At 35.4% G+C, this 11,978-nt stretch carries 14 protein-coding genes; 11 read left to right on the top strand and 3 right to left on the bottom strand.

The genetic code is table 11. From position 1 onward, the window contains the following. The first annotated feature begins 100 nt into the window (after positions 1-100). From H6W53_RS17865 to ribA, 6 genes are read left to right on the top strand one after another with little or no spacing between them, the layout of a single operon-like run. Positions 101-940, top strand: a complete 840-nt coding sequence (locus H6W53_RS17865; protein WP_185208710.1) for a DUF4292 domain-containing protein — start codon at positions 101-103, stop codon at positions 938-940. Next, positions 937-2,502 carry a peptidoglycan DD-metalloendopeptidase family protein gene (locus H6W53_RS17860; RefSeq protein WP_087707866.1) on the top strand — a complete coding sequence of 522 codons (1,566 nt, stop codon included), beginning with the start codon at positions 937-939 and terminating at the stop codon, positions 2,500-2,502. Before H6W53_RS17865 ends, H6W53_RS17860 begins: the two co-directional genes overlap by 4 nt. A 30-nt stretch (positions 2,503-2,532) precedes the next feature. Beyond that, on the top strand, positions 2,533-2,739 hold the full coding sequence (locus H6W53_RS17855) for a twin-arginine translocase TatA/TatE family subunit (protein WP_042721620.1): 207 nt from the start codon (positions 2,533-2,535) through the stop codon (positions 2,737-2,739). A 17-nt stretch (positions 2,740-2,756) separates the two neighbouring features. Beyond that, entirely contained in the window at positions 2,757-3,371 is a 615-nt protein-coding gene (locus H6W53_RS17850; protein ID WP_087707868.1) for a DUF4254 domain-containing protein, read from the top strand. Beyond that, positions 3,368-3,826: a hypothetical protein gene (locus tag H6W53_RS17845; protein ID WP_185208708.1), complete on the top strand. Its 459-nt coding sequence runs from the start codon at positions 3,368-3,370 to the stop codon at positions 3,824-3,826. The genes H6W53_RS17850 and H6W53_RS17845 overlap by 4 nt, the downstream gene beginning before the upstream one ends. An 18-nt stretch (positions 3,827-3,844) precedes the next feature. Next, positions 3,845-4,441, top strand: a complete 597-nt coding sequence (gene ribA, locus H6W53_RS17840) for a GTP cyclohydrolase II (protein ID WP_076395085.1) — start codon at positions 3,845-3,847, stop codon at positions 4,439-4,441. A 68-nt stretch (positions 4,442-4,509) separates the two neighbouring features. Here ribA and H6W53_RS17835 read toward each other — a convergent pair whose 3' ends face one another. Continuing rightward, positions 4,510-5,022, bottom strand: coding sequence for a hypothetical protein (locus tag H6W53_RS17835; protein WP_185208706.1), 513 nt, complete (start codon positions 5,020-5,022; stop codon positions 4,510-4,512). A 118-nt stretch (positions 5,023-5,140) separates the two neighbouring features. Between H6W53_RS17835 and H6W53_RS17830 the strand changes: the two genes are divergently transcribed. From H6W53_RS17830 to H6W53_RS17810, 5 genes are all read left to right on the top strand, one after another. Continuing rightward, entirely contained in the window at positions 5,141-6,835 is a 1,695-nt protein-coding gene (locus H6W53_RS17830; RefSeq protein ID WP_185208704.1) for a glycoside hydrolase family 3 protein, read from the top strand. Positions 6,836-6,880: 45 nt separating this feature from the next. Next, complete coding sequence (gene bshA, locus H6W53_RS17825; RefSeq protein WP_185208702.1) at positions 6,881-8,029, top strand: N-acetyl-alpha-D-glucosaminyl L-malate synthase BshA; 1,149 nt, start codon at positions 6,881-6,883, stop codon at positions 8,027-8,029. Positions 8,030-8,308: 279 nt separating this feature from the next. After that, the gene (locus H6W53_RS17820; protein WP_185208700.1) at positions 8,309-9,583 is read left to right on the top strand and encodes a DUF2851 family protein; all 1,275 of its coding nucleotides are present in this window, start codon (positions 8,309-8,311) and stop codon (positions 9,581-9,583) included. Beyond that, positions 9,576-9,797 carry a PspC family transcriptional regulator gene (locus H6W53_RS17815; RefSeq protein WP_029297636.1) on the top strand — a complete coding sequence of 74 codons (222 nt, stop codon included), beginning with the start codon at positions 9,576-9,578 and terminating at the stop codon, positions 9,795-9,797. The genes H6W53_RS17820 and H6W53_RS17815 overlap by 8 nt, the downstream gene beginning before the upstream one ends. A gap of 2 nt (positions 9,798-9,799) precedes the next feature. Continuing rightward, positions 9,800-10,312, top strand: coding sequence for a GNAT family N-acetyltransferase (locus H6W53_RS17810; protein WP_185208698.1), 513 nt, complete (start codon positions 9,800-9,802; stop codon positions 10,310-10,312). 51 nt (positions 10,313-10,363) lie between these two features. Here H6W53_RS17810 and H6W53_RS17805 read toward each other — a convergent pair whose 3' ends face one another. Together H6W53_RS17805 and H6W53_RS17800 are read right to left on the bottom strand one after the other, a co-directional pair. After that, a complete protein-coding gene (locus H6W53_RS17805) occupies positions 10,364-11,098 on the bottom strand; it encodes an SIMPL domain-containing protein (RefSeq protein WP_185208697.1) in 735 nt (244 codons plus the stop codon). A gap of 99 nt (positions 11,099-11,197) precedes the next feature. Beyond that, positions 11,198-11,974, bottom strand: coding sequence for a carboxypeptidase-like regulatory domain-containing protein (locus tag H6W53_RS17800; protein ID WP_185208696.1), 777 nt, complete (start codon positions 11,972-11,974; stop codon positions 11,198-11,200). Positions 11,975-11,978 lie beyond the last annotated feature (4 nt).

The raw sequence follows: 11,978 nt of genomic DNA, 5'->3' as shown, positions 1-11,978 counted from the left end.
AAAATATAAAATATTACCATAAATAAATTATCTTCAAGCCACACAAAATGTTTTGTGTGGTTTGGCGTTAATATTGCAACAATTTATCAAATTTTCCGGCATGAAAAAGTGGATTCCATTACTTATTTTAACTGTATTTCTTTTTAACTGTAAATCCAGAAAAACAGCCATGCAACAAAATCAGAATACCGACAGTCTCGTTTTGAATGACATGAAGGATCCTGACAAAAAAGAAAATCATGTTGGAGACAGAATGGATTTTTATCAGAAAATTTATCTTCATCCACAGTTTGAATATCTTAAAATTACCAGCAAAATAACGGCAGACAACATAAAAGTAAGTCCGCTGGATGCAGTTATTTATATTGAAACCGATAAAAAAATATGGTCCAGAATAGACTTTCTGTTTTTTAATGCAGCAAGAGCTTTAATTACTCCGCAAGGAATCAAGGCGATGGATAAATACAACAAAAACTATATCGATTCGGATTTTGATTACCTGAATAATCTTCTGAACGTTAATTTTATTGATTATAAAAATCTTGAAAAACTTTTGGAAGGAAGAACGTTTTTCACTTTAAGCGATAAAAATGCAAAAATCGTAAAAAATACTGATGGCTATCTTGTGGAATCTATTTCCAACATCAAAATTTCTACCGAAAATATTGAAAGGGAATATAAAATCATGATGCAATATTCGGAGGATTTTGATCTTACAACAGTAAATTTGAGGGATGCTAAATCCAATGATGCCATGCAGATCGTATATAGTGATTGGGAGCTTCAACCAAATAATGTAAAGTTGCCAAAAAATGTTAAAATAATTATAAAAGGAAGTAAAAACAGCCAGATTTTAATAGAAAATACGAAATTTGATTTTTCGAGGATGGAAACACCTTATTCTGTTCCATCTAGTTATAAGAAAATTGAGATTCAATGATTAAAAAATTTAGCTTTTTAATAGGTATTTTACTGTTCGGATTCCACCAAGGGCAGAATCAGAAAAAAGAGCAGCTGCAAAAGCAAAATGCTGAACTTAAAAAACAAATTGCACAAATAAATACAGACCTTGCAAAGACAAGAACAGAATCTAAACTTTCTGTTGCTTATCTTGATAATGTTAATAAAAAACTGGCTTTAAGAGAAAAAGTTTATACCAATACCCAAAAGGAAAAAAGATTTATTGAGGACGATATTTATCTGCGTCAGTTAGAAATTAACCGTCAGAATAAAGATCTTAAAGTTTTAAGAGACAATTATGCCAAGGTTTTGGTAAATGCCTACAAAAATAAAGGAGTACAAAACAAGGTAACGTTTATCCTTTCGGCTAAAAATTTAGGAGAAGCGATAAGAAGAGTTCAGTATTTAAAGCAATATTCAGATTATCAGGATAAAAAAGCGGCTGAAATTACCAATGCTGCAGAAAAAATAAAGCAGACCATTGCCAGAAGACAAAACTCTGTAAAAGAAAAAGCAAATTTATTGGTTAGTCAGCAAAAAGATTTAACAACGATAAATGCAGAAAGAGCTCAAAAGGAGCAGCTTGTTGCAGAATTTAAGAAAAATGAATCTAAACTTACTGCTGAACTAAGACAGAAGCAGACTCAGTCTAAAGCTTTGGAAGGACAGATCAGAAGCATTATTGCAGAAGAAATCCGCATAGCCAAAGCAGAAGAGGAAGCAAGAAAAAAAGCAGAAGCAGAAAAAATACGTCTGGCAAAAATAGCGGCTGAAAGAGAAAAAGCAAGAATTGAGGCAGAAGCTAAAGCAAGAGCAGAAGCTTTGGAAAAAGAAAGACTGGCAGCCGAAGTGGAAGCAAGAAAAGCCAGAGAATTAGCCGATAAAAGAGCGGAAGAAGAGAGAAAACGTAATGAAGAGGCAGCTCGTTCCGAAGCAACAGCAAGAGATGAGGCTAGAAAAGTAGCCGCGAAGAAAGCATCAGACGAAGCAGCAGCAAAAGCGAAAGAAGCATCTGATAAACTAACTGCCGCAAGAGCCGCAGAAGCTGCTTTAGCAAAGAAAAAAGAGGATGACAAAAAAGCTGCAGAAAGCAAAGCAATGACCAATTATGGCGTTACTACTGTTGCGGGAAGTAATTTTGCAGACAATAAAGGAAGATTAGGATATCCTGCAGACAGAATCGGGCAGATTACGCACCGTTTCGGGAGACATCCTCATCCTGTATTTAAAAATATTGATGAAGAAAATAACGGGATAAAAATCTCCGTACCTTCCGGAACCAGAGCAAAATCTGTATTTCCGGGAACTGTATCTTCAGTATTGGCAAACAGCGACGGAACAAAAACCGTTATGCTGAGACACGGAAATTATTTTACCATCTATTCCAATCTTTCCGGCGTAAGTGTTTCCAAAGGACAGCAGGTTTCTGCAGGAACACCGGTCGGAGTAGTAGGACAGGATTTTGACGGAACCTATACCCTTGATTTTCAGGTATGGAACGGAAGTACTCCGGTAGATCCATTAGGTTGGGTTTCTTATTAAAAAAAGACTAACTTTGTAAAAATTTTAGAAATGAATACATTAACAATACTGTCATTATCTTGGCAACACATTTTGATCGTAGCGATCATTCTGCTTTTACTTTTCGGAGGAAAAAAAATTCCTGAACTAATGAGAGGTGTAGGTTCGGGTATCAAAGAATTTAAAGATGCTGTAAAAGAAGAGGACAAACCGGGTTCTGAAAATAAGACAACAAACAACAACTCTTCGAGCAACTAAACAATTCTTCACACTCAATGAATTTTACTGAGACTGCATGGAAAGTCTTCAATCAGGCTATTGAAGACTATCACGTGTCTGATGACGTTAACACTCTAATTAATAACCCGTTCGAAAAGGATACTTTGGAACGGATTTTGTATGCTAAAAACTGGATTGACACCGTTCAATGGCATTTGGAAGATATAATTAGAGATGAAAATATAGATCCCACTGAAGCTCTTCAACTGAAAAGAACTATTGATGCTTCCAATCAGAAAAGAACTGATCTGGTAGAATTCATCGACAGCTGGTTTCTGAAAAAGTTTGAAAATATTACTCCTAAACCTGATGCAAAAATTAATACCGAAACAATCGCATGGGCGGTAGACAGGTTATCAATTCTGGCATTAAAGGTTTATCATATGTCGCAGGAAGCCTATAGAGAATCTGCTTCAGAAGAGCACAGAGCAGCTTGTAAAGCCAAACTGGATGTTCTTCTTACCCAGCATGAAGATCTTTCCACTTCTATAAATCAGTTGCTTACTGATATCGAGAACGGAGATGTTAAGATGAAAGTGTACAAACAAATGAAAATGTACAATGATGAAAGTCTTAACCCAATCCTTTATCAAAAGGGGCAGCAAAAATGAAACGAATAATTTTTTTTGGAGTACTACTAATTATAATATCTTCCTGCGCAACGGAAAAACCCAATTTTTCTCCGTTGTCGAATAGTTTTTATAGCGAAACCAAAGGATCAGATTCTGATAAAGGAGCCAAAAATAACATCGAAGTTAATGTTGGTGACAATGTAAATGCTTCAGAAATATCCAATCTTATTGCTACTTTTCCACAGTTTAAAAACAATGCTTTAAATACCGAAATCACTATTTTAAAGTACAGCCTGCAAAATTATCTTTACGCTATAGATGCAGGAAATCTTCAAGGGAAAAACAGAGCAATAAAAGACTTTGAAAAATCCTATAAAAAAATTCAAAAGCTAAGACAGAATCTTAAAGGGGACGACAATGAGGTTCTCAACAGATATCTGGTAAGATTAAAAACCAACATTTCTGCGATAGAAGATTCTGTAAAAAGAAATTAAAAAACCAATTAGGAATTAATGATTAAAATTCAGGCGGAATCCAACGTTCCTACGGAATACGGAACGTTCCGAATGATCGCGCTTTCTGAAAACGAAAACGACTGGATGCCTCACATGGCGATCGTTGCAGAAAATACAGATTTTTCCAAACCTGTAAACGTGCGTTTTCATTCAGAATGTATTACCGGGGAAGTTTTCCATTCCAAAAAATGTGAATGCGGACAGCAATTAGATGCTGCGATGAAATACATCCATGAAAATGGAGGAATTATCATTTACCTTCGTCAGGAAGGAAGAAACATCGGGATCATCAATAAATTAAAAGCATACTCTTTACAGGAAAAAGGTTTTGATACCGTAGAAGCCAATTTAAAACTTGGACTTCCGGCGGATGACAGAAACTTTGGAGTTGCCATTGAAATCCTAAATTTATTGGGGGTAAAAGACATTAATCTTCTTACCAACAATCCTGAAAAAGTAAAATACGTAACCGAAAGCAATATTCATCTTAACTCAAGAGTTCCGTTGCAGATACCGGCAAATGAGATAAGTAAAGGATATTTACAGACAAAGAAAGATTATTTTGGTCATTTACTCGATGACAGCGATAAATAAAAAAGCAAAAGCTCCGAAAGAAATTCCGGAGCTTTTTTGTAATTATAAAAAACTGAAAAGATATATTCTTAATTTGCTTTAACAGTGATTACTTTAGATTCATCTAAGTTATAATATTTAATTACCGCATTGTAATCACTTGTATCTACAGTGGATGAATTTTTAGCAGGACTAGCCGGAACTAAAACAACTCTGAACGTCTGGTTATTCAGGTAAGTACTCATCTCAGAAGATGTCATTGTTGCTTGGTCAAAGTTCGCTTCTGTATAAATTTCAAGATTTTGAGAACTGAAAAGTGCATTATAATCTAATTCTCTACCTCCTGAAAGATAATAGGTTTTAGGAATTAATTGCCAAGCATTACTTGCAGCCGGGTCTCTTCTGTATACTAAAACCACATCTGTACTTTCTATGTTAATAGGAACAGTAAAAGAATACCCGTTTGAACTTGTAAAACTTCCGGAAACATCTCTCATCTTTGGATATGTATCACCATCACCAACAGTATTATCATTATTATCACAGCTAAATATAAATAAACTTACAAAAGCCATTATTAAGATTGGAAGAAATTTTTTCATTTTATAAAAGTTTAGTTGTTTATTATTTATAATCCGTATTCAAATCATATACCAAAAATTTCAAAAACTTTGTTTTCATCATTTTTTTAATTGTATTTTTGTTCTTATTCAAAAAATTATGAAGAAGCTTATTTACAGTTCACTTTTCATTTTCATATTTTCAAGCTCAAAACTATCTGCTCAATATCAGCCTAAAAATATTTCTAAAGACGATTTGAAAAAGGCAAACCAATGGGTAGATAAAACCTATAAAAACCTGTCTCAGGACGAAAAACTGGGACAGCTTTTCATTGTGGCACTTTACACCAATAGAGGAGAAAGTGAAATTGAAAAAGTAAGAAATATTGTTGCCAATGATAAGATCGGAGGATTAATTCTGATGCAGGACGATGCGGCAAGAGAAATCACTTTGGTAAATGAATTTCAGCAGAAATCTAAAGTTCCTTTAATGATCGGGATGGATGCAGAATGGGGACTATACCAGAGAATTGCAACTGCACACAAATTTCCGTGGGCAATGACTTTGGGAGCTATTCAGGATAAAAGTTTAATTGAAAAAATGTCGGCTAAAATTGCTGAAGACTGTCACCGAATGGGCATCAACTGGGATTTTGCGCCGGTTGTGGATGTAAATACCAATCCGAACAACCCGATTATCGGAAACAGAAGCTTCGGTTCGGAAGTAAGTAATGTGGTGAATTCTGCATCAGCTTACGCAAACGGACTTCAGAATAACAATATTTTAGCGGCGATTAAGCATTTTCCGGGACATGGAGATACAAGTACAGATTCTCATGCGGATCTTCCTTTAATTGCTCACAATTTAGACCGACTTAACGCTGTTGAATTGGCACCTTACAAAGCTCTTATCAATCAGGGAATCGGCGGTGTTATGGTGGCTCATTTATATGTTCCTGCATTGGAAACCACCAAAGGAATTCCTGCTTCCGTTTCTAAAAACATTATTACCGGACTGTTGAAAAATAAGCTTGGATATAAAGGGTTAATTATTACCGATGCTCTTAATATGGGCGCTGTTGCGAACAGATACAAACCCGGAGAACTGGATGCAATGGCTTTTAAAGCCGGAAACGATATCATGCTGTTTTCACAGGGAGTTGCAGAAGGAAAAAAACTAATTCAGAAAGCTATTGAAAGCGGCGAAATTTCACAATCCAGAGTGGAGGAAAGTGTGAAAAAGATTCTTTTAACCAAATACTTTTTAGGGCTTGAGAAATACACTCCTAAGAATCCCGAAAACATCAATTCAGACTTAAATAATGATTCTCATAAAACTTTAGTTCAGAATCTCTATTCAAATGCGATCACTTTACTGAAGGATGAAAAAAAACTACTTCCGTTAAACGGAAAACAAACCTATTACGTTCCGTTGGAAGAAGCTCCTTATCAGACGTTTGTCAATCGATTAGGTTCAAATATTACGATTAAAAAAGCTGATGAAATTGCTACGATTCCTGCAAATTCCACAGTGATTGTCGGTTTCCATAAAGATAATTCTACGGCTTACAAACCATATAAAATCTCGGACGCTTCAAAAAAAGTATTATCCGATCTTACGAAAAACCAAAATGTGATTCTAAATGTTTTCGGAAGTGCTTATTCATTGAAGGATATTGATATTTCTAAAGTTTCTACCGTTCTGGTTTCATATGAAAACAATGAAGACTCCATGAACGCAACAGCCGATGCATACAACGGAAAAACAAAAATCCAAGGCAGACTTCCTGTTCTGGTAAATGATACTTTGAAGGCAGGAATGGGAATGGATCTCATTCCAGCAATTGTAAAATAAAAGGTGTAAATTCTAAAATTTACAACATCAAAACCAAAAAAATAAATGAAAATAGGCATACTTTGCTATCCCACCTACGGAGGAAGCGGAATTGTAGCAACAGAACTCGGAATGTCGCTTGCCAACAAAGGCTATGAAGTCCACTTCATCAGCAGTGCGCTACCTGCGAGATTAGATATTACCAATCCGAATATTTTCTTTCACAGGGTAAATGTTCAGACTTATCCGCTTTTCCAATATCAGCCTTATGATATTGCGCTGAGCTCGATGATTTACCGAGTGGTGAATCTCTACAAACTGGATCTGCTTCATGCACACTACGCGATTCCTTACGCTTATGCTGCGTTTACAGCCAAACAGATGCTGAAGGAAGACGACAACGATATTCCCTTGGTTACAACCCTTCACGGAACAGACATTACATTGGTCGGGCAGCATCCAAGTTACAAACACGCCGTGGAATTCTCCATCAATCAATCGGATGCGATCACTTCGGTGTCGGAAAGTCTGAAAAGAGATACGCTCCAGTTCTTTAAGATTAAAAAAGAAATTCAGGTGATTACGAATTTTATCGATAATTCTGAATTTGACGAATGCAACGAATGCCAGAGAACACAGTTTGCCAATCCGGACGAAAAAATCCTGATCCACGTATCTAACCTGCGTCCTGTAAAACGTGTGGAAGAAGTATTGCAGATTTTCAAGAATGTTCAGAAAAAGGTAAAATCCAAACTCATCATCATCGGAGAAGGTCCCGATATGGAGAAAGTAAACCAGTTTCTGGAAGAAAATCCGGATCTGATTTCAAAAATCCGTCTTTTGGGTAAAGTAAATGATCTTTACAGGATCCTTCAGCTTTCGGATGTATTCTTACTGCCTTCTGAACAGGAAAGCTTTGGTCTTGCCGCACTGGAAGCAATGGCAGCCAACACTCCGGTCATCAGCTCGAATGCAGGAGGAATTCCGGAAGTAAACATTCAGGGAGAAACAGGTTTTCTTGCCGAGATCGGAAATGTGGAAGCGATGAGCAATTACACCATCAAGTTATTAAGTAACGACGAACTTCTGGCGAAGATGAAAATCAATGCCAAAGAACAGGCGATAAAATTCGACCTTAAAAATATTCTTCCGATCTACGAAGAAATGTACAGAACTACCATCGAAAATTTCAAAAGTGAACTTACCAAAGCATAGTTTTATATTGAAAAAAATTGGAATTGGAATTACAAAACCTCACAGGTTTTTAAAAACCTGTGAGGTTTATACCATAAAAATACAACGGCTGCATTCAAAAGGATGCAGCTTTTTTATACATCGAGTTTTGGAAGATTAATATTTTTCATGCAAATAATTATTTTCTTTGAAAGGATTTATGAATTTTGAATTATTCATAAAATAATTTTCTTATTTAATTGATTTTCAAATATTTAATATTTTTAAATCATTTTTATTCTATATTTGCATTAAACACCCATGACCGAAAAACTACTACAATATCTCTGGAACTATAAAGTGTTCAAGCATTTCGACTTCAAAGATCTTGAAGGCAATCCTGTTGAAATTTTAGACTTCGGGAAATGGAATACAGATTCCGGTCCTGATTTTCTGGCGGCGAAGGTAAAGATCAATGAGATTACTTTTGCAGGAAACATCGAACTTCATTTAAAATCTTCCGACTGGATCTTTCACAACCATTCACACGATCCCAACTATCAGAATATAATTCTTCATGTCGTTTTTCAGAACGATTGCGAGATTGAGGAACTAAAAAACAGAAACATTCCTACCATAGAATTAAAAGATCATATCGACGAAAATATCCTGTGGAAATATGAAAAACTGATCGGCGGAACACAGTTTGTTCCCTGCGAAAATATTTTTGATCCCGGCAAAATTCCGGTTCAATTTCATGAAGAAAATGTTCTTAAAAAACTGGCGGAGAAATCTTTAGAATTTGAGAAGAATTTAGCTCAGTTTAAAAATAATTTTGAAGCCGTTTTATTTCATTCTTTAGCCTATTCTTTCGGATTAAAGGTGAATGCATTTATTTTCAGGCAAATTGCGGAAAGCATAGATTTCACCATCATTAATAAGATCCGGCAAAACGAAACCCAACTGGAAGCTTTATTTTTCGGTGTTTCCGGCTGGCTGGAAAATCCTGAGGATGAAACGATGAAAATCTGGAAGCGGGAATTTGATTTTATTAAGGCAAAATTCAACATTTCCGATCTTAAATTTCACCCTAAATTTCTCAGATTACGACCACCCAATTTTCCTACGCTCCGTTTGTCGCAGTTGGCGAACCTTTATTTCCTGCATCAGAACTTATTTTCAAAAATCATCCATGTAAAAAATACAGAAGAGCTTTTCGAAATTTTTAAGAATGTAAAAGCTTCCGAATACTGGAACAATCATTATAATTTCGGGAAAATATCATCGGTAAATCAGCACAAAGTTGTATCGCGGGATTTTATCGAATTGATTATTTTGAACACTATTTTACCTTTAAAATATACCTATCATCAATATCACAACGAAGAAATTGCAGACGAAATTCTGCTTTTCTACAAAAACATTCCCTCCGAAAAAAATTCAGTTATTGCTGACTGGAAAAAGCTGGGCTTGAAGTGTAAAACAGCACTGGAATCGCAAAGCCTGATTTATCATTTTAAAAATTCCTGTGAAGGAAAAAATTGCTTAAATTGCGGTATTGGATTTAAAATTTTAAAAGAATCTTCAAATGCTTGACAATATTCGCCACAAAATGGAAAGAGAATGGTTTGGCGTTCTTACAAGAACGGGCGCAAAACTCGGAATTCCTGTTTCTAAACTGAGAGTATTTTTCATCTACTCTACTTTTGCAACGGCAGGATTTTTCTTTTTAATTTATCTGGGACTGGCATTCACACTTTGGGTAAAAGATATTTTTATCACTAGAAGACCCAATGTTTTTGATTTATAGATATGGAATTTTTACACATCACTTCTACAGAAGATTACAGGGTTAAGGAAATTTTTGAGGCATACTGCAAAACGTTTCCCGCAGACGAAAGAAGAGACTGGGACAAATTGTCTCCGCTGTTCTCACACCCTAAAGTGAAAATAATTTCTGTACTTCACGAAGCTAAAAATATAGGCTACCTCATCATCTGGGAACTCAGCAATTTTGCTTTTGTGGAACATTTTGAAGTGTTTGAGGAATTCAGAAGCCAGAAACTGGGATCTCACATTACCCGTTATCTTTTTGAAAATTATCCAAGAATTGTTCTGGAGATAGAACACGGGCATTTAACCGAAGATACGAAAAGACGCTATTCTTTTTATCAGAAAAATGGTTTCAGCCTGATTGATGAAATGTATGTTCAGCCAAGTTACGGCGAAGGAAAAAATCCTTTGAATTTATGGCTTCTTGCTAATTATCAACCTGAAAGTCTAAAGGAAGTAAAAGACGAAATCTACGATATTGTTTATCATTAAAATATAAAATCCGAAGTTTTAAATGCTTCGGATTTTTTTTTCAGTAAAAAATTAATTTACCTGATATTCCAGCTTTATGGTAATACTTGCTTCCTTATCTTTTGAAGCGGTATTGAAGGTTCCGCCATAAGAATAATCTTCATTGGAATTCGGAGCCGTGATCTGGATAACGCCCATCGTTGCTTTTTTCAGATTTCCCAGACTGCTTCCGGAATTATCAGCAATTTTTTCCGCGCGTTCTTTGGCATCTTTTGTGGCAGAAGCAATCATTTCCTGTTTCACCGTTGCTAATTTGGTATAAAAATAATTTGGCGAAGACGATGTAAATTCTATTCCTCTGTTGATGATTTCCGTAATATTTCTCGAAAGATTTTCGATTTTCGCAACTTCTTTACTTTCAATCGATACAGTCTGCGTAAGGTTGTATCCGGTAAATTCGTTCTGAACGTTATTCCCGTTATTATCTGTATAATTCTTAAACTGTTTCTGGATATCAACAGAAGAAAAAACAATCTCATTTTGCTTTACTCCTTTTGATAATAAATAATCGTTGATGGTTTTTCGGTCCAAAGCCAGTTCATCATAAGCCAATTTCAGGTCAAAATTATTCTTAGAAAAACTTCCCGACCACGTAATAAGATCAGAAGTAAATTGTTTGGTTCCCAAACCCGTAACAGAAATGGTATTTTCAGATTTGTTTCTGTTTTTAATGGCGTTTCCTAAAAGTCCGAGACCGATAACGAAACCTAATGCTGCAATGGCAATCGAAAGAATATTTTTATTCATAAAAATTTGTGAATTTGTTTGTTACAATAATTTTAATATCTGTTTACTGAAACTATTGCATCAATTCTTATTCCAAATTTTAAGATTTTTTAACATTTATTAAGGCGTTTTGCTTTCTTTAATTCTTTTAACAAAAACAGGAATAGCATCGTCCATTCTGGATAAGGCTCCGGTTAAATTTTTTGTCCTAACAAAAGTTCGCGTTTGTGGTTTATTCACAAAAGAAAATTCTATAAACTCTGAAATTCTTTCAGCAGGAATACCTTCTTTTGTAAAATATTCGTCTTCTACCCTGTTTCTTATCCACGCAATATCTTCCTGAAGATCATCATATCTGTATTGGCGCTTCATTCTTCTTGCATCGCCGCTTACAAGATCATACAATCCCTGAACATTAAGGCTTCCCAAAAGGATCGGAATTAAAACCTGCCTCACTTCCGCCGGTTTTTCGCGCATTTTTCCTACGGGTTGCGGCAATCCTACCGCATCTTCCACAATTTGTCCCTTATCAGTTTTTGCCACCGCTTTCGAATCTTTATCGAGATCTCCGGTAATTTTAGCCACTTTTACCTCTTCAATTTCTTCTGCAATTCTTGTCAGTTTAATATTTAGCTCTCTGTCTAAACCGTATTTTGCTTTTATGGAAGATCTTTCAAAACCATTTCTTACAAAACGAATTTCGTCATCGGGAGAAGCAATCTCAATAGAAAACGTTCCGTCGTTTCCTGTATATGTTTTTTTGTCCGCAGAAATATTCATTACCGTAACGGAGGGTAAACTGATTCCGTCCTCATCGGTAATTTTTCCGGAAATTTTTTGCTGTGAAAAACCATTCACAAACAGAAAAAGCAGGATTATAACTAATCTGAAATTCATAAGA

This window comes from Chryseobacterium sp. C3 (assembly GCF_014218905.1).
Classification (GTDB): Bacteria; Bacteroidota; Bacteroidia; order Flavobacteriales; family Weeksellaceae; genus Chryseobacterium; species Chryseobacterium mucoviscidosis.
The sequence above is the reverse complement of the archived record's forward strand: the minus strand, read 5'-3'. Positions and strand labels throughout refer to the sequence as shown.

What these genes read in the sequence shown, in the direction of transcription:
- H6W53_RS17865 (WP_185208710.1), top strand. Translation starts at nt 101, where the DNA reads ATGAAAAAGTGGATTCCATTACTTATTTTAACTGTATTTCTTTTTAAC.
- H6W53_RS17860 (WP_087707866.1), top strand. Translation starts at nt 937, where the DNA reads ATGATTAAAAAATTTAGCTTTTTAATAGGTATTTTACTGTTCGGATTC.
- H6W53_RS17855 (WP_042721620.1), top strand. Translation starts at nt 2,533, where the DNA reads ATGAATACATTAACAATACTGTCATTATCTTGGCAACACATTTTGATC.
- H6W53_RS17850 (WP_087707868.1), top strand. Translation starts at nt 2,757, where the DNA reads ATGAATTTTACTGAGACTGCATGGAAAGTCTTCAATCAGGCTATTGAA.
- H6W53_RS17845 (WP_185208708.1), top strand. Translation starts at nt 3,368, where the DNA reads ATGAAACGAATAATTTTTTTTGGAGTACTACTAATTATAATATCTTCC.
- ribA (WP_076395085.1), top strand. Translation starts at nt 3,845, where the DNA reads ATGATTAAAATTCAGGCGGAATCCAACGTTCCTACGGAATACGGAACG.
- H6W53_RS17835 (WP_185208706.1), bottom strand. Translation starts at nt 5,022, where the DNA reads ATGAAAAAATTTCTTCCAATCTTAATAATGGCTTTTGTAAGTTTATTT.
- H6W53_RS17830 (WP_185208704.1), top strand. Translation starts at nt 5,141, where the DNA reads ATGAAGAAGCTTATTTACAGTTCACTTTTCATTTTCATATTTTCAAGC.
- bshA (WP_185208702.1), top strand. Translation starts at nt 6,881, where the DNA reads ATGAAAATAGGCATACTTTGCTATCCCACCTACGGAGGAAGCGGAATT.
- H6W53_RS17820 (WP_185208700.1), top strand. Translation starts at nt 8,309, where the DNA reads ATGACCGAAAAACTACTACAATATCTCTGGAACTATAAAGTGTTCAAG.
- H6W53_RS17815 (WP_029297636.1), top strand. Translation starts at nt 9,576, where the DNA reads ATGCTTGACAATATTCGCCACAAAATGGAAAGAGAATGGTTTGGCGTT.
- H6W53_RS17810 (WP_185208698.1), top strand. Translation starts at nt 9,800, where the DNA reads ATGGAATTTTTACACATCACTTCTACAGAAGATTACAGGGTTAAGGAA.
- H6W53_RS17805 (WP_185208697.1), bottom strand. Translation starts at nt 11,098, where the DNA reads ATGAATAAAAATATTCTTTCGATTGCCATTGCAGCATTAGGTTTCGTT.
- H6W53_RS17800 (WP_185208696.1), bottom strand. Translation starts at nt 11,974, where the DNA reads ATGAATTTCAGATTAGTTATAATCCTGCTTTTTCTGTTTGTGAATGGT.